This window comes from Paracoccus onchidii (assembly GCF_028294535.1).
In the GTDB taxonomy this organism is placed as follows: Bacteria; Pseudomonadota; Alphaproteobacteria; order Rhodobacterales; family Rhodobacteraceae; genus Paracoccus; species Paracoccus onchidii.
Genome location: NZ_JAQBIE010000011.1, coordinates 65780 through 85341 on the forward strand (window position 1 = coordinate 65780; position 19562 = coordinate 85341).

Genomic DNA, 19562 nt, shown 5'->3' on the forward strand with positions numbered 1-19562 from the left:
GTTCAGAATGGGATCGGGCATCGCCAGGAACGATGCCGCAATCAATCGGCGCAGGGATCAGATCCGATCGCCATTCGCGTCGAAGCGATGGATCTTGTCCTCGGCCGGGGTAAGCCAGACCGTGTCGCCGTGGCGCAAGGCGACCTCGCCATCCGCGCGCACGGTCACGGCCTCGGCCAGACCGGTGTCTTCGACATAGAAGAACGTGTCCGAGCCCAGATGTTCGCTGACCCCGATCCGGCCTTTCCATTTGCCGTTCTCGGCGGAAACCCCGATATGTTCGGGGCGGACACCTATAGTTTCAGCGCCGTATTCCGCTGCGGCCGCGCCGGTAAACAGGTTCATTCTGGGGCTGCCGATAAAGCCCGCGACGAACACGTTTCGGGGGTTGCGATACAGTTCCAGCGGGCTGCCGACCTGTTCGATCCGTCCCGCATGCAGCACGACGATCTTGTCCGCCATGGTCATTGCCTCGACCTGATCATGGGTGACATAGATCATCGTCGTTTTCAGGCGGTTGTGCAGCTCGCTGATTTCCAGCCGCATGCCGACCCGCAACGCTGCATCCAGATTTGACAGCGGCTCGTCAAACAGGAAGGCCGAAGGTTCCCGGACAATGGCCCGGCCGATCGCGACACGTTGGCGCTGCCCGCCTGACAATTGACCCGGCCGGCGATCAAGATAATCGGTCAGGTTCAGCGCCTTTGCGGCATTGTCGATGCGGCGCTTCTGTTCGGTTTCGTCGATGCCGGCCATCCGCATGGGAAACGCGATATTCTTGCGCACAGACATATGTGGATAAAGCGCGTAGGATTGAAACACCATCGCCAGACCGCGCCGTGCGGGCGACAGCGGGGTGGCGTCGGAGCCGTCGATCAGAATGCGGCCGTCGCTGACATCTTCGAGACCGGCGATCAGCCGCAGCAATGTCGATTTGCCGCAGCCCGAGGGGCCGACAAACACGACGAATTCGCCATCCTCGATATCAAGGTTCAGGGGCGGGATGACTTCGACATCGCCGAAACGCTTGGCCACGCCTTCCAGGGTAATGCGTCCCATGATTTGTCTCCGTTACTTCACTGCGCCAAAGGTCAGGCCGCGGACAAGTTGTTTCTGGCTGAACCAGCCAAGGATCAGGATCGGTGCGATGGCCATGGTCGAGGCCGCGCTGAGTTTTGCGTAAAACAGGCCCTCGGGGCTGGAATAGCTGGCGATAAAGGCGGTCAGCGGGGCGGCGTTCGCCGCCGTCAGGTTCAGGGTCCAGAAGGCTTCGTTCCAGGCGAGGATCACGTTCAGAAGCAGGGTAGAGGCAATGCCGGGCACCGCCATCGGCGTCAGCACATACAGGATCTCGGATCGCAATGTCGCCCCATCCATGCGCGCGGCTTCCAGGATCTCGCCGGGTATTTCGCGGAAGTAGGTATACAGCATCCAGATGATGATCGGCAGGTTGATCAACGTCAGAACAATCACCAGACCCGTGCGTGTGTCCAGAAGCCCGGTGTCACGAAACAGAAGGTAGAGCGGCACCAGAACGCCCACCGGTGGCAGCATCTTCGTTGATAACATCCACATCAGCACGTCCTTGGTGCGCTTGCCCGGCACAAAGGCCATGGCCCAGGCGGCGGGGATCGCGATGATCAGGCCGATGACGGTCGAACCGAGCGAGATGACCACCGAATTCCAGAAATGCCGGAAATAGTTCGAGCGCTCCTGAACGGTTGCATAGTTTTCCAGCGTCCAGTCGAACATCAGAAACCGGGGTGGGGTGGCCACGGCCTCGGCCTCGGTCTTGAAGCTGGTCAGAACCGTCCAGAAGATCGGAAAGAAGATCAGCAATCCGATCGTCCAGGCGATGACCGTGGTGATAGCCTTGCGGCGCGGGGTGATAGCGCGTGCCATGGTCGTTTACCTCCTCACGCGTCAAGATTCTTGCCGATCATCCGCATCAGGAAGATCGCAACGATATTGGCCAGAATGATCGCAACCACGCCGCCCGCCGAACCGAGACCGACATCGAACTGCAACAGCGACTGCACATAGACCAGGAAGGTCAGATTCGTGGTCGCGGTGCCGGGGCCGCCATTCGTGGTGACAAGAATTTCTGCAAAGACCGACAACAGGAAGATCGTCTCGATCAGGATGACCACGGTAATGGCGCGCGACAGGTGGGGCAGAATGATGAACCAGAACCGCTTGAGTGGTGGCGCGCCGTCCATTTCGGCGGCTTCCAGTTGCTCGCTGTCCAGCGATTGCATCGCCGTCAGCAGGATAAGCGAGGCAAATGGCAGCCACTGCCAGCTGACGATGCCGATGATCGACATCAATGGGGCGGCGGTCAGGAAATCGAAGGGCTGCAAACCAACCGATTTGAACAACCAGGCAAATATTCCGTTGACGGGATTCATGAACATGTTCTTCCAGACCAGCGCTGAAACCGTCGGCATGACAAAGAACGGGGCCAGCACCAACAGGCGCACGATGCCCTGTCCCCAGAAATCCTGATCAAGCAGCAACGCGATCAGCACACCGCCGACGACGCTGACAAACAGCACGCCCCCGACCAGCAGCAGGGTATTCACAAGTGCCGATGTAAAGGCCGGATCGCTGAAGAAATACTGATAATTCTCGAACCCGGCCCAGCTTTCCATGCCGGGCATCAGCAAGTTGTAGCGAAGCAGTGAGAAATACACGGTCATCGCCAGCGGCACGATCATCCACATCAGCAGCAGGATGACGGCGGGCGAGATCATCAACCGGGCGGCGGTCTTGGATGCCTTGGTTGCCATTGGTTTCGCCTTTCAGGTTGCACGGTTCAGCCCCTTTGCCATCTTGGCAAAAGCGAACCGCTGCGGCGTCGGGGAAAGTTCCGGAATATGAAAAAGGCGGGCCGTTCCGGGGAAAGGGCGGCCCGCCAGGACGACCCTAGTCGATATAACCCGCCCGGGTCATTTCGCGGGTGGTCAGCTGCTGGGCGTTCTGAAGCGCCTGCTCTGCGGAAATCTGTCCGGCAAGCGCGGCCGAGAATTGCTGGCCGACAAGCGTGCCAATGCCCTGGAATTCAGGAATGGCCACGAACTGCACGCCGGTATAGGGGACAGGATCGACGGTTGGGTTGGTGGGATCGGCTGCCTGAATGCTTTCCAGCGTCATCTGTGCAAATGGCACTTTCTGGTATTCCGGGTTTTCATACAACGATTTGCGCGTTCCCGGCGGGACATTTGCCCAACCTTCCTTTTCGGCGATCAATGCCGTGTATTCCTTGGATGTGGCCCAAGCGATGAATTCTTTGGCTGCGTCAACCTTTTGCGATCCCGAGGGAATGCCAAGCGACCATGCCCACAACCAGTTTCCGCGCTTGCCCAATCCCATATCGGGTGCAAGCGCAAATCCGACCTGATCTGCGACCTTGGATTCCGCGCCATTGGTCACGAAGGATGCAGCGACGGTCGCGTCGATCCACATGCCGCATTTGCCTTGCTGGAACAGTGCGAGGTTTTCGTTAAAGCCGTTGCTGGATGCGCCCGGCGGGCCGAAATTGTTCATCAGGTCAAGATAGTCGGTCAGCGCATTCTTCCACGCCTCTCCGTCGAACTGGGGCTGCCAGTTTTCGTCGAACCAGCGCGCGCCATAGCTGTTGGCCATCGCGGACAGAAAGGCCATGTTCTCGCCCCATCCGGCCTTGCCACGCAGGCAGATCCCATAGACCTCGCCCTCCTTGTCGGTCATGGCTTCTGCGGCCTGCCTGATGAATTCCCATGTGGGGGCATCGGGCATTTCGAGACCGGCTTGTTCGATCAGGTCGGTGCGATACATCACCATCGAGCTTTCGCCATAAAAGGGCGCAGCGAACAATTCGCCGTCGACGGTCAGGCCGTTGCGGATGGCGGGCAGCAGGTCGTCGACATCATATTCCGCCGGCAGATCATTCAATGAGACCAGCCAACCCTGTTTGCCCCAGATCGGAACCTCGTAGGTGCCGACGGTCACGACATCATATTGCACGTCGTGCTTGCCGCCGCTGGTCGCGACATCGGTCGTGACGCGCTGGCGCAGGACGTTTTCCTCAAGCGTGACCCATTCCAGCTCGATACCGGGATGTGACGCCGTGAATTCGTCGGACAATCCCTGCATTCGGATCATGTCGCCATTATTCACCGTGGCGATGGTCAGTGTCACCGTGTCCTGGGCAAAGGCCGTTCCGCTGATGGCGCATAGTGCGGTTGCGCCCATCACGGCGCGCAAAGTCGTCTTCATGATTATCCTCCCTTACGTGTGGGCATATGCCAACGCGATGGGCAAATATTCGGACATGGACATGATTCTGTCAAGAAAATATCTCGACGGACCTCATTTCGCGGGCGGCGAAATAAGGTTAGAGAATTGAAATTAAGGCGAATATCGTTCAGGTGGATGCGTGGTGGGAAAGCAGCCGTTCGGCAGTGGCCTCGGAGGTGATCAACCCGTTGACCAGCTTTCCAGTCAGTGCCGCACGCATCGCGGGCAGTTTCGTTTCGCCCGCAGCGACGGCAATCACCCGGTTCGCAGGTGATTGAGGCAGGGGGGCTGATGCAACACGTGCGTTGAAATCGCAATCGATGATGCGCCCGTTCCTGTCATAGACCCAGCTTGTGATTTCGCCGGTCGCGCCGGCGCGGACAAGCTGATCCATTTCGTCTTCGCTGGCGAAGCCATCGACGAAAAGCGGTGCGCTCCGGTCCATCTGGCCTATTCCCACAAGCGACAAATCCGCCTGTTCGCATAGTGAGATCGTGTTTCTCACCGCTTCCTGATGCTGCATCGCAAGAAGCTCGGCCGGGTCCCGTGCCAGAACGGGCAGAGGATAGGGGTAATGGGGCGCGTCGATACGCTCGGCCAGCCTGATCGTTGCGTTATAGGGCGATGCAGAACCGTCTTGCATCATGTTCCCAAGGCGGGAAACAACGACATGCTGCGGGCAGGACATCCGTGGCAATTGTTCGACCATCGCCTTCAAGGCCCGTCCGGTGCCCAGGCTGACGATGCGGCGTTCGGGCGATTTCAACACGCGTTCCAGCTCTGCGGCGGCGGCGATTGCAGGGCCGGTCAGCAGATCGGGCGCGTCCGGGTCGGAAGGAACCACCTCGCAGGACGCCAGGCCGAACTGATCTTTCAGCGCCTTGGCCAGATCCATGCAACGCGCGATCGGGTGATCAAGGCGGACCTTGATCAGCCGCTCGCTGATGGCCATTGCAACCAGACGCTGTGCAGATTGACGGCTTACGCCTAGTTTGCGCGCGATTTCATCCTGGGTGTTGCCGGCGACGTAATACAGCCATCCGGCCCGCGCGGCGTCGTCAAGGCGGGTGGCCTCGGGATTGAAACGTCCTGCGTTCACGACTTGACGGCCCTTTTTTCCAAGCATTCCAACACATGCTCAAATTCATTCCAATTGTCAAAGACCGGGACATTGCCGGCGGGATGAACCTGATCCTTCAGATGCGCCCCGCCAACGTAATGCAGCACCGACATGCCTGCGGCCAACCCCGCTGCAATGCCCGGGGCGCTGTCTTCGATGACCACGCAATGCCGGGGGCTGACCTGCATCCTGTCCGCAGCGAACAGGAACAGGTCGGGCGCGGGCTTGCCGTGCCGGACTTGACTTGCGGTAAAGACATTCGGGCCAAAGACTTTGGCCAGACCCAGAATCTCCAATGTGCGGGCGACGCGCGGCGGGCTTGAAGATGTTGCGATGCAGATCGGCATGTCCAGGCGCGAAAGCAGTGCCGCAAGCCCCGGGGTAGGCGTCAGGTTGTGTTCAAAGCGTTCAAGCAGCCTTGTCCGGTAGCGGGCTTCGAAATCCGCAGGAAGCGGCGCGCCAAAGCGGTCACGAAGGCTTGCCGCGACGGTGGGAAAGCTGCGGCCCAGAAAATCGCGTCGCACGTCGTCTGGGGTGATACGAATGCCGATCTCGGCAAGCTGGTCGATCAAGACCAGAGCCGAAAGGACTTCACTGTCCGCGACGACGCCGTCGCAGTCGAAAATGACAAGCTTTGGGGGCAAGCGGATCTCCTGCACGTTCTCGGGTCAGCTTACCCGGTGCGGTGATCTTCTCAATATGCTTCGGAATTTTGATTGTGGTCGCGGTCCTGAGCAAACCGGCTGGCCAAAACCAAACCGGCCTGCGCCAGACCCAGCGCATAAAGCAACAGCCCTGCAACCCAGAGTTCCAGCCGCAGCACATGGTCGATGGTCATTGCAAACAGGCCCGGCACGCCCTGAGAAACGGCATAGACGAGGCCGTCGGAATGGGTTTCAGCCAGGTTCAGAACCGCCCCGATCTGATACGAGGGCGAATCGCCATGCATCAGCAGCGGGATATGAAAATTCTGCAAGAAAATCATCGCCAGCCCCAAAGAGATCATGGCCACTGAAACCAATGATCCAAATTTATCGCGGGCGGACGGTTCCAGATCGCCATTGTCCGATGTGGAAAACAGACTGGGCAGAACGGCGGCAAGTATCCCAAGATTACCGGCCAGCCAATAACCGATCAGCGCGGCTTTCCAGCCAAACCCAGAGGCGAATGCCAGAATGGCAGCCAGCGTTCCGCAGCCGATTGCCACAATCATTGCGGGAACGATCAGCATGCCGTCACCATTGTCTTGCAGATCCGGTTTGCGGGGCCTGCGGACCATATCGGACGGACAAATTCAACATCAGTCATCGGCTGGCGGGATGCCTGAACCCGCCATGAGCGTCTGCGATGTGTTTCTGGCCGCTTCAATAAGTACATGTTTATAAAATAGGTGAAATTCGCTCGTCTGTATACATGTGATGCAACTTGCGCGTGAGTTTTTATGCCTGCGGTGGAATCTTGCCGAAACAGTCCGTGTATCGCCGTCAAAGGGCGTGTTTGCCTGACCATATGCAGTAGCTTGACGGCCCCGCAGAGTGCGATTAGGCAGTGGTGGCTGCGTGGGCCTGTAGCTCAATTGGTTAGAGCAGGGCGCTCATAACGCCTTGGTTGGGGGTTCGAGTCCCTCCGGGCCTACCAGCGGTGATTCGCGGATTCAGGCTGATCGCGTCAGTATCCGATTTGTGCATGTCATTGGTCGAAAACGGCACCGGTTGCGGTGTCAGGCCCCGTTTTCACCCGATTGTGAGGGCAGGACCTCGGCAAGATAGCGCATCATGTTCCCACCCATGACCTTTTCGATCTGTTGTTCGGTCAGTCCCTCATCCAGCAGCGCCTGAGTCAAGAATACCAGATGCGCGGCATCGAAAGGGGCGTCGACCGAACCGTCATAATCCGACCCCAAAGCCACATGATCTTCGCCAAGCAGCGCAATGGCCGCGCCGATCGCACCGGCAATATCCGTGGGTGTCGCACCACAGACGACATCGGACCAGAATCCGATTCCGATGATGCCGCCCTTCGCGGCAATCCGTTGCATCAGCCTGTCATCCAGGTTGCGCGGCGTCCGGCAATGCGAATGGATGCCCGTATGGGAAAGCAGCGGACGTGCGCCATCTATGTCCAGCACGTCCTCGACCATCTGCGGTGAAGCATGGGCCAGATCGATAATCATGCCCTTTTCCATCATGCGCGCCACGACATCATATCCGAACTGGCTAAGCCCCGATCCTGTGCCGCCCTTGCCGTGCAAGCTGCCGCCAAGTTCGTTGTCAAAGAAATGGGTCAAGCCGATCAGGCGGAACCCGGCGTCATGGAACAGGTCGATATTGGCAAGATCACCTTCAAGGGGATGACCGCCTTCGGCCCCCAGAATCGTGCCCAGAACCCGCTGTCCGTCGGCGCGGTCGGCCAAAAGCCGCGCGAGGTCTTGGCGGCTGCGAATGACGCGCAGCCTGTCGGGGGCGCGATCGACCATTTCTTGCAGGGCTTCGGCTTGAACCAGGGCACGTTCGCGCAGTGAAAACCACGATCTCACCGGGCGCAGCTGGCCCATGAATAGCGGGGTGATGTTGTCGGCGGCGCCGGTTTCGTTTTCGTCGTAATTCTGGCCGCGCGGGCTTTTGGTGACAGTGGTCAGCACCTGCACCGCGACATTGCCATCCAGCAGGCGGGGCACGTCGGTATGCCCCCTTTCGCTGCGTTTCAGCAAGTCTCGGTCCCACAGCAAGGGGTCGGCATGCAGATCGCCGATGACCAGACGTTGATGCAGGCTTTCGGCCCTGCCGGTGACCGGCCAGCCATCTTCGGGCATGCGCAGTGGGTTCAGCGCGGTTTCGACATAGCCCGGCGCCAATGAGAAAAAGGCGACCAATGCGGCGATCAACAGACCGGCAAGAACGATGAGAATTCGTTTTAACATTCGTCGTCCTGTCCTTGATCGGGGCCGGGCGGCAATTCCTGAACCGGGCGCGGCTGGCGCGACCGGTTCAGCTTAGTCGTGGTCAGGCGTCTTTCTCAAGTGCTTCCAGCTCGTCGATGAAACCTTCGATCATCGACAGCCCCTTGTCCCAGAATGCCGGATCTGATGCGTCCAGACCGAAGGGTGCCAGAAGTTCGGAATGGTGCTTCGAGCCTCCGGCCGACAGCAGGTCGAAATACTTGGACTGGAAGTCGGGCAGACCTTCTTCATAGGCCGCATAAAGCGCGTTCACCAACCCATCCCCGAAAGCATAGGCATAAACATAGAATGGCGAATGCACGAAATGGGGGACATAGCTCCAGAAGGTTTCATAGCCGGGCATGAATTCGAATATCGGCCCAAGGCTTTCGGCCTGCACGCTCATCCACAGGGCGTTGATGTCATCCGGCGTCAGCTCGCCCTCGGCGCGTGCTGCATGCAGCTTGCATTCAAAATCATAGAAGGCGATCTGGCGCACGACCGTGTTGATCATGTCCTCGACCTTGCCGGCAAGCAGCGCCTTTTTCTGAGCCGGATCGGTGGTTTTCGCCAGCAAGGCGCGGAAGGTCAGCATCTCGCCGAAGACCGAGGCCGTTTCGGCAAGAGTCAGCGGTGTCGAGGCCAACATTTCCCCTTGTTTGGCGGCAAGCCGCTGATGCACGCCATGACCCAGTTCATGCGCCAGCGTCATCACGTCGCGTGGTTTGCCCAGATAGTTGAGCAGGACATAGGGATGCACGGTCGTGACGGTCGGATGTGCGAATGCGCCGGGGGCCTTGCCCGGTTTGACAGCCGCGTCGATCCAGCCCTTGTCGAAGAACGGCTCGGCCAGCTCGGCCAGCTCGGGGGCGAAACCGGCATAGGCATCCAGAACGGTGCTGCGTGCCTCGGACCAGTCGATCGTGCGCGGGGCATCGGTCGGCAAGGGGGCATTGCGATCCCAGACCTGCAGCTTGTCCAGACCCAGCCATTTGGCCTTCAGCGCGTAATAACGGTGGGACAGGCGCGGATAGGCCTTGGTGACGGCATTGCGCAGCGCCTCGACCACCTCGGGTTCGACATGGTTCGACAAGTGTCGGCCATGCTGGGGTGACGGCATCTTGCGCCATTTGTCCTCGATGGCCTTTTCCTTGGCCAGAGTGTTGTGGATGCGCGCGAACAGCTTGATGTTCTGACCAAACACCTTGGCCAATGCCTCGGCTGCGGCCTGCCGCTGCGCGCGGTCGTGTTCGGTCAGCAGGTTCAGCGTTGCTTCCAGCCCCAATGTTTCACCATCGACGGTGAATTCAAGCCCGGCCGTCGTTTCGTCAAACAGGCGGTTCCAGGCGGCCGCACCTACGACCGAGTTGTCGTGCAGGAACTGTTCCAGTTCATCAGACAGCTGATGGGGGCGCATCGCCCGCATGCGATCAAACACTGGCCGATAGCGTGCCGGGCCATCATCCGCGGTGAACATCGCTTCATAGACATCATCCGGGATCCGGTTGAATTCGAGGCTGAAGAAGACCAGCGCCGTCGTGATGTCCGTGATCTGGGCCTGCAAATCCCCCAGCATCTTCGCGCGGTCGGCATCGGTGGTGTTCTGATAATAGCGCAAGCCGGCATAAGACATTACGCGCCCGGCAATGATGTCGATCTGTTCGTATTCGGTGATACAGGCCAGCATGTCCGATGGGCTGAGTTGGGCCAGCTTGCCCTGATAACGTTCGGCGAACTGCGAAACCTGAGCGGCAAGCGCCTTGAGGTCGGATTTCAGCTCGGGCGAATCCGGCGCGGGATATAGATCGTCCAGATCCCATTCCGGCAAGTCGCCGAAACCGCCTGCCTTTGCCTGATCGCCTGCGTCAAATGTTATTGGTCCTGCCATCGGAATGTCCTTTCAGCTTTTGCATAGATGTGGACCGCGCATGGATGGATCGCAAGTCATCGGGTGATCAGAAAAACACCCGCCATCAAGATCGCCGCAAGGATCATGGCGCGACGATAGAGCCGCAATGCCTGCGCGACGGTGTGCGCATCAGGGTCCTTTGCCTTGCCATTCAACCAAGGTTCGTTGGCCACGCGATCAGCATAGACCCGCGGTCCCGACAGCCTGATGTCCAGGGCCTTTGCCATGGCGGTTTCCGGCCAGCCGGCATTGGGTGATCTGTGGCGGATGGCGTCACGTCGCAGGCCGGCCCACCGGGTCTTTCCGCTGGCCAGCACGATCAGCAATGCGGTCAGCCGCGCGGGGATCAGGTTGGCCACATCGTCCAGCCGCGCGGCAAAGCGACCAAAGGCTTGGTGGCGTGGGGTGCGATGGCCGATCATCGAATCCAGCGTGTTGATCGCCTTATAGGCCGCCACGCCGGGCAATCCTGCGACACAGGCCCAGAACAGCGGTGCGATCACGCCATCCGATGCGTTTTCGGCCAGGCTTTCGATGGCGGCGCGCGACAGCTCGGCTTCGGTGGCCGCCGACACGTCGCGCCCGACGATCATGGATGTTGCCTGGCGGGCGGACGTGATGTCCTTGCGTTCCAAAGCCAGGGCGACCGCGCGCACATGTTCATCCAGAGATCGCGCTGCAATCAGCGGCCATGCAACGATACCTGCCAGGATCGGCCCCAGAAACATGTGCCCCGATACCGCCCGTCCCAGCGCGACTTGCAGGGCGATGGCCGGCAGCAGGGCTGCGCCGATGACGGCCAGACTGACCAGGCTGCCACGTATGGCCCTGTGCGCCCCGGAATTCAGCCGGTGATCCAGCCACGAAATGACAGCGCCTAGCCAGACAACCGGATGCCCGATCTTGCGAAACAGACGATCAGGCCATCCGATCGCGACATCGAGCAGCAGGGCGATCAAGGCGGTCAGGATGGTCATGTTGCGGTCATGTTGACGAAATCAACCCCCCAGGACCTGCCCGATTTGCGCAGCACCGTCAAAGACAGCGGAGCGACCGAAAATGACAGGGCCGCAGGTCCGACCACCAATGCCAGTGCGGCACGAACGGTTCCGGCATGGGCGATCAACAGGCTATCCGTTGCCAGTTCCTCGATGGCCTGCTGCACGCGTTCGGCCATGTCGTGAAAGCTTTCGCCGCCCGGAGGGCGATGATTGGCCAGCTGCGCAACCGGCAAGGGGCCCAGATCGGGCAGTCGTGCGTATGGCAGGCCCTCCCAGGTGCCGAAATCCTGTTCCCAGAAGCGGGCATCGACAGGCGCATTGTCAAAACCCAATGCCCCCGCAGTCTGGCGGCAGCGCTGGGCGGGGCTGGTCACGATCTGTGTCGAGCGGTCGATGCGGTCCGCAATCCATGCCAGTGCATTCTGGTCCGAACAATCGGCATCGACATCGGTTCTGCCCGCCAGACGACCCTGTGTCAGGGCGGGGGCATGGCGCAGGATCTGCAATTTCACCGGGGCCTCGTTATCGGGTTCGCGCCGTATTCGGCACAAGATGACGTTTTGTGTCGAAAGGGGCAAGGCAGGGATGTTGACGCATGGCATCCTGGAAGCGCAGGCTTTGCTTGACGCAGCGCCACGGGATGCGGTAAATACAGTTTAAATGAACAAGCGTTCAATAAATCAGGAGGAGTGCGACGATGTTCACGCGTGGGATGGAATTCGATCTGGGAGAGGATGTTAACGCCCTGCGCGACATGGTTCACCGTTGGGCGCAAGACCGGGTCAAGCCGATCGCGGCGGATGTTGATCGCAACAATGAATTCCCCAATGATCTTTGGTCGGAAATGGGCGAGCTGGGCCTGCTGGGCATCACCGTGTCCGAAGAGTTCGGCGGATCCGGCATGGGGTATCTGGCTCATGTCATCGCGACCGAAGAAATCGCCCGAGCATCGGCATCGATCAGCCTGTCCTATGGCGCCCATTCGAACCTGTGCGTCAATCAGATCAAGCTGAACGGCACGGCCGAACAAAAAGCCAAATATCTTCCCGATCTTTGTTCGGGCCAGGCGGTCGGCGCGCTGGCCATGTCCGAAGAGGGCGCGGGCAGCGATGTCGTCAGCATGAAGCTGCGGGCTGAAAAGAAAAACGACCGGTATGTGCTGAACGGCAACAAGTATTGGATCACCAACGCGCCCGATGCAAAGACGCTGGTCGTTTATGCCAAGACCGACCCCGAGGCCGGCAGCAAGGGCATAACCGCCTTTATCGTCGAGCGGGGCATGAACGGTTTTTCCACCGGCCCGCATTTTGACAAGCTGGGCATGCGTGGTTCCAATACCGGCGAGCTGATCTTCGACAATTGCGAGATCCCATTCGAGAATGTTCTGGGTGAAGAGGGGCGCGGTGTGCGCGTGTTGATGTCGGGGCTGGACTACGAACGGCTGGTGCTGTCGGGAATAGGCACCGGGATCATGGCCGCATGTCTGGACGAGGTGATGCCTTATCTGCGCGATCGCAAGCAATTCGGTCAACCGGTCGGGTCGTTCCAGCTGATGCAGGGCAAGATCGCCGATATGTATGTCGCGCTGAACACGGCGCGGGCTTACGTCTATGAGGTTGCGCGCGCTTGTGATGCAGGCAAGGTGACACGTCAGGATGCTGCGGGCGCGGTGCTTTATGCCAGCGAGCAGGCAATGGTTCAGGCGCATCAGGCGGTTCAGGCGCTTGGCGGTGCCGGCTTCCTCAGCGACAGTGTGGTCAGCCGCCTGTTCCGCGATGCAAAATTGATGGAAATCGGGGCGGGCACCAGTGAAATTCGCCGAATGCTGATCGGGCGCGAGCTGATGGGTCTGGTCGGATGATCCGCGATCGGGGGATCGCTGGTGCCGCGATCATGGTGCTGGCGGCGCTGCCCGATGTCGCGTCGGCGCAAGAACTCGCGGTGGAACCTACGATCGTTGATGCCTGTTTCGCAGCGACCGAAACAAGGGATGTTGATCCGCCATGTATAGGTCGCGCCGCCGAAGCTTGCCAGAACGATGCCCCAGAGGGCCATACCACGCTTGGGACATCGCAATGCCTGATGGGCGAACGCGATGTCTGGGACGCATTGCTGAACCGCGAATATGCCGCGCTTCGAAATTCGCTAGGCGAAACGAACCCGTCTGCCGAATCTCTGCTGCAGGCACAGCGGGCCTGGATCGCCTTTCGGGACGCAGATTGCAGATACGCCTATGATCGCTGGCATGGTGGATCAATGCGCGTGATCGCTTCAGCAGATTGCCAGATGCGCCACACCGCGCGTCGAACATTTGAACTTCGTGACCTGCAGGGGTTTTAAGATGAAATTGAAAAGCCAAGCCCTGACCAATTCCGATGCTTATCGTGCCAACCGGCAGGCGCATCTGGCGCTTCTGGATACCGCGCGTCAGGCGGCGCAGGCCGCTGCGGCGGGTGGCGGGGCCAAGGCGATGGACCGCCATGTCAGCCGGGGCAAGATGCCGCCGCGCGAACGGGTGGCCAATCTGCTGGACCCCGGCTCGCCCTTTCTGGAAATCGGCGCGACGGCGGCCCATGACATGTATGACGGCGCGGCTCCCGGCGCGGGCGTGATCGCGGGCATCGGGCGGGTGCATGGGCAGGACGTGATGGTCGTGGCCAATGACGCCACGGTCAAGGGCGGCACCTATTACCCGATGACGGTCAAGAAGCACCTTCGCGCACAGGAAATCGCCGAGGAATGCCACCTGCCTTGCGTATATCTGGTCGATAGCGGCGGTGCGAACCTGCCCAATCAGGACGAAGTGTTCCCCGACCGCGACCATTTCGGGCGCATCTTCTACAATCAGGCCCGGATGAGCGCGAAGGGCATTCCCCAGATCGCCGTTGTGATGGGGTCCTGCACGGCGGGCGGCGCCTATGTTCCCGCCATGTCCGACGTGACGATCATCGTCCGCGATCAGGGCACGATCTTTCTGGCCGGCCCGCCACTGGTCAAGGCCGCCACGGGCGAGGTGGTGTCTTCCGAGGATCTGGGCGGCGGCGATGTCCATACCCGCCTGTCCGGCGTTGCCGATTACTTGGCCGAGGATGACGCCCACGCGCTGGCCCAGGCCCGCCGCGCCATCGCCAATCTGAACCGCCGCATGCCCGACAGCGTCGTCTGGCAATCGTCCGAGGATCCCGCCTATGATCCTGACGAAATCCTGGGCGTCGTGCCGGCCGATCTGCGCACGCCCTATGACATCCGCGAGGTGATCGCCCGCACCGTCGACGGCAGCCGCTTTGACGAGTTCAAGGCCCGCTTCGGCGAAACGCTGGTGACCGGCTTCGCCCATGTTCAGGGTTGCCCGGTCGGCATCGTGGCCAATAACGGCGTGTTGTTCAGCGAGGCCGCCCAGAAGGGCGCGCATTTCGTCGAACTGTGTTCGCAACGCGGCATCCCGCTGGTCTTTCTGCAGAACATCACTGGCTTCATGGTGGGACGCAAATACGAAAACGAAGGCATCGCCCGCCACGGCGCCAAGATGGTCACCGCCGTCGCCACCACCAATGTCCCCAAGATCACCATGCTGGTCGGTGGCAGCTTTGGGGCGGGCAATTACGGCATGTCGGGACGGGCCTATTCCCCGCGGTTCCTGTGGACCTGGCCCAACAGCCGCATCAGCGTCATGGGCGGCGAACAGGCCGCGGGCGTTCTGGCCACCGTCAAGCGCGACGGGATCGAACGGCAGGGCGGCAGCTGGTCACCCGAGGAAGAGGCCGAGTTCAAGCGCCCCACGATCGAGATGTTCCAGCGGCAGTCCCACCCGCTCTATGCCTCAGCGCGCCTGTGGGATGACGGCATCATCGACCCGCGCCAGACCCGCGATGTGCTGTCGCTGTCCTTGCGTGCATCGCTGAACGCCCCGATCGAGCCGACGCGTTTCGGCATATTCCGGATGTGATGGTCGCGATGCCTGTCACGGACCGCAGCATGGCCGTCGCCAGAATGCGCAAGGCTGCGACAAATACCGGGCGGGCATCGACAATGTTTTCCACAAGGGCACGCCGCCATGCATCGGCCAGCCTTATTCAGCGAAGGTTCTGATATGTTTTCCAAGATCCTGATCGCCAATCGCGGTGAAATCGCCTGCCGGATCATCGATAGCTGCAACCGGATGGGTGTGGCCACCGTGGCCGTGTTTTCCGACGCAGATCGTGCGGCGCGCCATGTCGCCATGGCAGATGAGGCCATTCACATCGGCGGGCCGGCCCCTGCGGAAAGCTATCTGATGGCGGATCGCATCATCGCCGCAGCCAGGGATACGGGCGCAGAGGCGATCCACCCCGGCTATGGCTTTCTCAGCGAGAACCCCGATTTCGTCGATGCGGTCGAGGCTGCGGGGCTTGTCTTTATCGGACCCTCGGCCAAGGCCATTCGCGCGATGGGTTTGAAAGACGCCGCCAAGGCCCTGATGGAAGAGGCGGGCGTTCCCGTCGTGCCGGGCTATCATGGCAGCAATCAGGACCCGGCGCATCTGGCGCAGCAGGCGGATGACATCGGCTATCCGGTGCTGATCAAGGCCGTCGCGGGCGGCGGCGGCAAGGGCATGCGCCGCGTCGATGATCCCAGGGATTTCGCCGACGCGCTGGCCTCGGCCCAGTCCGAGGCGAAGAACGCTTTCGGCAATCCCGATGTGCTGATCGAGAAATACGTCCTGCAACCCCGCCATATCGAGGTGCAGGTCTTTGGCGACGGCCACCGCGCCGTGCATCTGTTCGAACGCGACTGTTCGCTGCAGCGTCGCCACCAGAAGGTGATCGAGGAAGCCCCGGCTCCCGGCATGACCGCAGAGATGCGCAAGACCATGGGCGCCGCCGCCGTCCGCGCGGCCGAGGCGATCGGCTATAAGGGTGCGGGCACCATCGAATTCATCGTGGACGGTTCCGACGGGCTGCGCAGCGACGGGTTCTGGTTCATGGAGATGAACACCCGTCTTCAGGTCGAGCATCCCGTGACCGAGCTGATTACCGGGGTTGATCTTGTCGAATGGCAGCTGCGCGTGGCCGCCGGCGAGCCGCTGCCCGCCCGTCAGGAAGATCTGACCATAACGGGGCATGCCTTCGAGGCACGTCTTTACGCCGAAGATGTGCCGGCGGGGTTCCTGCCTGCGACCGGGCGGCTGGCGCATCTGCAATTCCCGCCATCGGCGCGCATTGAAACCGGTATTCGTCAAGGAGACACGATCAGCCCATGGTATGATCCGATGATCGCCAAGGTCGTGACGCATGGCGCCACCCGCGCCATTGCGTTGCGCGCGCTGGAATCCGCGCTTGTCGATACCGAGGTCGCGGGCTCGGTCACCAATGTCGATTTCCTCATCGCGCTGACCCGTCATGACGGGTTCCGCAAGGGCGAGGTCGATACCGGCCTGATCGGGCGCGATCTGGACGACCTGATTGCCGCCGCCGAACCCGATCCGCGCGCGCGTGCGCTGGCCGTGATCGGCCTTGCCGGTCTGGCCGATGCCGATGTGAAGGGCGGCGCGACCATGTGGCAACCGCTGCGCCGGACCATCGCCTGGGAAGGCGGTCAGGCCATGCTGGAGGTGCTGGGTCCGGGCGCGGCGCGGGTCGATCTGGGCGACAGCATCCATGAGGTGCGCTGGCAGGGCGACCGCTGGTGGGTCGATGACGCGCTGCGCCGCAACCGGATCGTGTCGCATGACGCCGGGATCAGCGTCTTTGGCGGCCGGACGGTGCATCTGACCCGTCACGATCCGCTGGCGCGTGACGCGGCCTCGGCGGGCGGCGATGCGCTGACCCTGTCGCCGATGCCGGGGCTGGTAAAGGCCGTTCATGTCAGCGCGGGACAGGATGTGAAGGCAGGCGACAGGCTGACCGTGCTGGAAGCGATGAAGATGGAACACAGTCTGACCGCCGCCCGCGACGGCACCGTGGCCGAGGTTCTGGCCCAGGCCGGCGATCAGGTCGAGGCCGGCGCACCGCTGATCCGTCTGGAGGAGGAAGACTGATGGTCCGTTTGCATCATGTTGGCGGGTCCCGCTCGATGCGGGTTTTGTGGCTGCTTGAGGAACTGGGGCTGGACTGCGATCTGCAGAACTGGTCGCTGACGGATGGCAGCCTGCGCCGCCCGGAATTCGTCGCGATGTCGCCCGCCGGACGTATTCCCGCATTGGAAATCGACGGGCGCTCGATCTTTGAATCCGGCGCGATCATCCAGTATCTGACCGAGCGTCAGGGCCAGTTGGCCCCCGCGCCGGGCGATCCCGAGCGCGCGGATTTTCTGGAATGGATCGGCTTTGCGGAAACGCAGGCCAATATCATTCAGGCGCTGAACATCCATCACATCTTTCTGCGCCCCGAAGCGGCGCGGTCGGTCCCGTTGATGAAACTGGACACGAAACGGTTGGCGGTGACGGCGGCCGCGTTAGAGCGGCATCTGTCGGATCACGACACGCTGCTGGCCTCGGGGTTTTCGGCCGCCGATTGCATGCTGGGCTTTAATATGTTGGCACTGTTCCGTTTTCTGCCGGAAGGCGACTATCCCAATCTGACCGCCTATCGCGACCGGATGACCGCCCGCCCGGCCTATCGCCGGGCCGAGGAACGCGGCGGGCTTGATGCGATCTATGCGCAGGATTTCTATCAGGTGCCCCATGGCTGAGAAGGTCGAAATTTTCGAGATGGGCCCTCGCGACGGGTTGCAGAATGAAAAGCGCCTGATCCCGGCCGCCGACAAGATCGCACTTGTCGACCTGCTGTCGCGATGTGGCTTCCGGCGGATCGAGGTGACCAGCTTTGTCAGCCCGAAATGGGTGCCGCAAATGGCCGATGCCGCGCAGGTGATGGCCGGGATCACGCGCGCGCCCGGCGTCAGCTATGCCGTGCTGACCCCGAACATGAAGGGATACGAGGGCGCACGCGCGGCCCGCGCCGATGAGGTCGCGATCTTTGCCAGCGCCTCGGAAGGGTTCAGCAAGGCCAATCTGAATGCCACCATCGCCGAAAGCCTTGATCGCTTTCGCCCGGTGGCCGAGGCCGCGCGGGCCGACGGCATCCGGGTGCGCGGCTATGTCAGCGTGGTGACCGATTGCCCCTACGACGGACCGACGTCGCCCGAAAATGTCGCGCGTGTCGCGGCCGCGCTGCGCGATATGGGCTGCTATGAGATCAGCCTTGGCGACACGATCGGGCAGGGTCGTCCCGAAACAATCGATGCGATGTTGTCGGCGGTCCTGAAAGAACTGCCCGCCGAACAGCTGGCCGGGCATTATCACGACACTGCCGGGCGGGCGCTGGACAATATCGCGGCCAGCCTCGCACGCGGGCTGCGGGTGTTTGACGCGGCAGTGGGCGGTCTGGGCGGCTGCCCCTATGCGCCCGGTGCGAAAGGCAATGTCGCGACCAAAAAGGTGGCGCGGCAGCTGGCGGCCTCGGGCTATGAAACCGGGCTGGACATGGAACTGATCGAACAGGCTGCCGACATGGCGCGCGGCCTGCAAGGGGGCGGCGATGTATAACACGATCAAGATCGAGACCGATGCGCGGGGCGTGGCGACGCTGTGGCTGTCGCGGTCGGAAAAGCATAACGCCCTGTCCCAGGAAATGATGCAGGAACTGACCGATGCCGCGACGCGTCTGGGTCAGGATCCCGCGGTGCGGGTTGTCGTTCTGGCCGCCGAGGGCGCAAGTTTCTGTGCCGGTGGCGATCTGGCATGGATGAAATCGCAGATGCAGGTCGATGCCGAAACCCGCCGTGACGGGGCGCGGGTGCTGGCCGGGATGCTGTCGGCGCTGAACCTGCTGCCGAAACCGCTGATCGGCAAGGTGCAGGGCAATGCCTTTGGCGGCGGCGTCGGCATGATGTCGGTCTGCGATATCGCCATCGCCTCGCGCGATGCGAAATTCGGCCTGACCGAGGTCAGGCTGGGCCTGATCCCCGCCACCATCGGTCCCTATGTTCTGGCCCGCATGGGCGAGGACAAGGCGCGGCGGGTGTATTTTTCGGGGCGGATCTTCGGCGCGGACGAGGCGGTCGGTCTGAACCTTGCGGCCCGCGCCGTGCCGCTGGCCGATCTGGATCAGGCGGTCGAGGATGAGGTCGCGCCGTTCCTGTTGGGTGCGCCGGGGGCGATCGCCGCCGCCAAGGCCCAGTGCCGCGCCCTTGGCCCGCGCATCGATCAGGCGGTGATCGAGGACAGCATCGACCGGCTTGTCGCCGCGTGGGAAGGCAGCGAGGCCCCCGAAGGGATTGGCGCATTCTTCGACAAACGCAAACCGATATGGCAGGCTTGATCCGACCCTGACAGGG

The 19562-nt window shown here is 61.4% G+C and carries 18 protein-coding genes and 1 tRNA gene; 8 read left to right on the plus strand and 11 right to left on the minus strand.

The features are described from left to right. Positions 1–57: 57 nt before the first annotated feature. From PAF17_RS10090 to PAF17_RS10120, 7 genes are all read right to left on the minus strand, one after another. Positions 58–1059 (minus strand): ABC transporter ATP-binding protein, encoded by a 1002-nt coding sequence (locus PAF17_RS10090; protein ID WP_271888967.1) that lies wholly within the window; start codon positions 1057–1059, stop codon positions 58–60. A gap of 12 nt (positions 1060–1071) precedes the next feature. Next, entirely contained in the window at positions 1072–1902 is an 831-nt protein-coding gene (locus PAF17_RS10095) for a carbohydrate ABC transporter permease (protein ID WP_271888968.1), read from the minus strand. 14 nt (positions 1903–1916) lie between these two features. After that, entirely contained in the window at positions 1917–2789 is an 873-nt protein-coding gene (locus PAF17_RS10100) for a carbohydrate ABC transporter permease (RefSeq protein ID WP_271888969.1), read from the minus strand. Positions 2790–2925: 136 nt separating this feature from the next. Continuing rightward, positions 2926–4257, minus strand: a complete 1332-nt coding sequence (locus tag PAF17_RS10105; protein ID WP_271888970.1) for an ABC transporter substrate-binding protein — start codon at positions 4255–4257, stop codon at positions 2926–2928. A gap of 148 nt (positions 4258–4405) precedes the next feature. Then, a complete protein-coding gene (locus PAF17_RS10110; RefSeq protein WP_271888971.1) occupies positions 4406–5377 on the minus strand; it encodes a sugar-binding transcriptional regulator in 972 nt (323 codons plus the stop codon). Then, a complete protein-coding gene (locus PAF17_RS10115) occupies positions 5374–6042 on the minus strand; it encodes an HAD family hydrolase (RefSeq protein WP_271888972.1) in 669 nt (222 codons plus the stop codon). The genes PAF17_RS10110 and PAF17_RS10115 overlap by 4 nt, the downstream gene beginning before the upstream one ends. Positions 6043–6092: 50 nt before the next feature. Beyond that, a complete protein-coding gene (locus PAF17_RS10120) occupies positions 6093–6629 on the minus strand; it encodes a hypothetical protein (RefSeq protein ID WP_271888973.1) in 537 nt (178 codons plus the stop codon). A gap of 330 nt (positions 6630–6959) precedes the next feature. On the opposite strand from PAF17_RS10120, the gene PAF17_RS10125 reads away from it, so the two are divergent. After that, positions 6960–7036 (plus strand) — tRNA-Ile (locus PAF17_RS10125). An 82-nt stretch (positions 7037–7118) separates the two neighbouring features. Here PAF17_RS10125 and PAF17_RS10130 read toward each other — a convergent pair. From PAF17_RS10130 to PAF17_RS10145, 4 genes are all read right to left on the minus strand, one after another. Next, positions 7119–8318, minus strand: coding sequence for a dipeptidase (locus tag PAF17_RS10130; protein WP_271888974.1), 1200 nt, complete (start codon positions 8316–8318; stop codon positions 7119–7121). Positions 8319–8400: 82 nt separating this feature from the next. Next, positions 8401–10224 carry a M3 family oligoendopeptidase gene (locus tag PAF17_RS10135; RefSeq protein WP_271888975.1) on the minus strand — a complete coding sequence of 608 codons (1824 nt, stop codon included), beginning with the start codon at positions 10222–10224 and terminating at the stop codon, positions 8401–8403. A gap of 56 nt (positions 10225–10280) precedes the next feature. Beyond that, entirely contained in the window at positions 10281–11222 is a 942-nt protein-coding gene (cbiB, locus tag PAF17_RS10140; RefSeq protein ID WP_271888976.1) for an adenosylcobinamide-phosphate synthase CbiB, read from the minus strand. After that, complete coding sequence (locus tag PAF17_RS10145; RefSeq protein ID WP_271888977.1) at positions 11219–11758, minus strand: histidine phosphatase family protein; 540 nt, start codon at positions 11756–11758, stop codon at positions 11219–11221. The genes cbiB and PAF17_RS10145 overlap by 4 nt, the downstream gene beginning before the upstream one ends. 185 nt (positions 11759–11943) lie before the next feature. On the opposite strand from PAF17_RS10145, the gene PAF17_RS10150 reads away from it, so the two are divergent. From PAF17_RS10150 to PAF17_RS10180, 7 genes are all read left to right on the plus strand, one after another. Then, positions 11944–13107, plus strand: a complete 1164-nt coding sequence (locus PAF17_RS10150; protein WP_271888978.1) for an isovaleryl-CoA dehydrogenase — start codon at positions 11944–11946, stop codon at positions 13105–13107. Continuing rightward, positions 13104–13586, plus strand: a complete 483-nt coding sequence (locus PAF17_RS10155) for a lysozyme inhibitor LprI family protein (protein WP_271888979.1) — start codon at positions 13104–13106, stop codon at positions 13584–13586. The genes PAF17_RS10150 and PAF17_RS10155 overlap by 4 nt, the downstream gene beginning before the upstream one ends. 1 nt (position 13587) lies before the next feature. After that, the gene (locus PAF17_RS10160) at positions 13588–15192 is read left to right on the plus strand and encodes a carboxyl transferase domain-containing protein (RefSeq protein WP_271888980.1); all 1605 of its coding nucleotides are present in this window, start codon (positions 13588–13590) and stop codon (positions 15190–15192) included. Positions 15193–15336: 144 nt separating this feature from the next. Then, positions 15337–17262, plus strand: coding sequence for an acetyl/propionyl/methylcrotonyl-CoA carboxylase subunit alpha (locus tag PAF17_RS10165; protein ID WP_271888981.1), 1926 nt, complete (start codon positions 15337–15339; stop codon positions 17260–17262). After that, complete coding sequence (locus PAF17_RS10170) at positions 17262–17915, plus strand: glutathione S-transferase family protein (protein ID WP_271888982.1); 654 nt, start codon at positions 17262–17264, stop codon at positions 17913–17915. The genes PAF17_RS10165 and PAF17_RS10170 overlap by 1 nt, the downstream gene beginning before the upstream one ends. Then, positions 17908–18771, plus strand: a complete 864-nt coding sequence (locus PAF17_RS10175) for a hydroxymethylglutaryl-CoA lyase (RefSeq protein WP_271888983.1) — start codon at positions 17908–17910, stop codon at positions 18769–18771. The genes PAF17_RS10170 and PAF17_RS10175 overlap by 8 nt, the downstream gene beginning before the upstream one ends. Beyond that, on the plus strand, positions 18764–19546 hold the full coding sequence (locus PAF17_RS10180) for a crotonase/enoyl-CoA hydratase family protein (protein WP_271888984.1): 783 nt from the start codon (positions 18764–18766) through the stop codon (positions 19544–19546). The genes PAF17_RS10175 and PAF17_RS10180 overlap by 8 nt, the downstream gene beginning before the upstream one ends. Positions 19547–19562: the final 16 nt, after the last annotated feature.

What these genes read in the sequence shown, in the direction of transcription:
- PAF17_RS10090 (WP_271888967.1), bottom strand. Translation starts at nt 1,059, where the DNA reads ATGGGACGCATTACCCTGGAAGGCGTGGCCAAGCGTTTCGGCGATGTC.
- PAF17_RS10095 (WP_271888968.1), bottom strand. Translation starts at nt 1,902, where the DNA reads ATGGCACGCGCTATCACCCCGCGCCGCAAGGCTATCACCACGGTCATC.
- PAF17_RS10100 (WP_271888969.1), bottom strand. Translation starts at nt 2,789, where the DNA reads ATGGCAACCAAGGCATCCAAGACCGCCGCCCGGTTGATGATCTCGCCC.
- PAF17_RS10105 (WP_271888970.1), bottom strand. Translation starts at nt 4,257, where the DNA reads ATGAAGACGACTTTGCGCGCCGTGATGGGCGCAACCGCACTATGCGCC.
- PAF17_RS10120 (WP_271888973.1), bottom strand. Translation starts at nt 6,629, where the DNA reads ATGCTGATCGTTCCCGCAATGATTGTGGCAATCGGCTGCGGAACGCTG.
- PAF17_RS10130 (WP_271888974.1), bottom strand. Translation starts at nt 8,318, where the DNA reads ATGTTAAAACGAATTCTCATCGTTCTTGCCGGTCTGTTGATCGCCGCA.
- PAF17_RS10135 (WP_271888975.1), bottom strand. Translation starts at nt 10,224, where the DNA reads ATGGCAGGACCAATAACATTTGACGCAGGCGATCAGGCAAAGGCAGGC.
- cbiB (WP_271888976.1), bottom strand. Translation starts at nt 11,222, where the DNA reads ATGACCATCCTGACCGCCTTGATCGCCCTGCTGCTCGATGTCGCGATC.
- PAF17_RS10150 (WP_271888978.1), top strand. Translation starts at nt 11,944, where the DNA reads ATGTTCACGCGTGGGATGGAATTCGATCTGGGAGAGGATGTTAACGCC.
- PAF17_RS10155 (WP_271888979.1), top strand. Translation starts at nt 13,104, where the DNA reads ATGATCCGCGATCGGGGGATCGCTGGTGCCGCGATCATGGTGCTGGCG.
- PAF17_RS10160 (WP_271888980.1), top strand. Translation starts at nt 13,588, where the DNA reads ATGAAATTGAAAAGCCAAGCCCTGACCAATTCCGATGCTTATCGTGCC.
- PAF17_RS10165 (WP_271888981.1), top strand. Translation starts at nt 15,337, where the DNA reads ATGTTTTCCAAGATCCTGATCGCCAATCGCGGTGAAATCGCCTGCCGG.
- PAF17_RS10170 (WP_271888982.1), top strand. Translation starts at nt 17,262, where the DNA reads ATGGTCCGTTTGCATCATGTTGGCGGGTCCCGCTCGATGCGGGTTTTG.
- PAF17_RS10175 (WP_271888983.1), top strand. Translation starts at nt 17,908, where the DNA reads ATGGCTGAGAAGGTCGAAATTTTCGAGATGGGCCCTCGCGACGGGTTG.
- PAF17_RS10180 (WP_271888984.1), top strand. Translation starts at nt 18,764, where the DNA reads ATGTATAACACGATCAAGATCGAGACCGATGCGCGGGGCGTGGCGACG.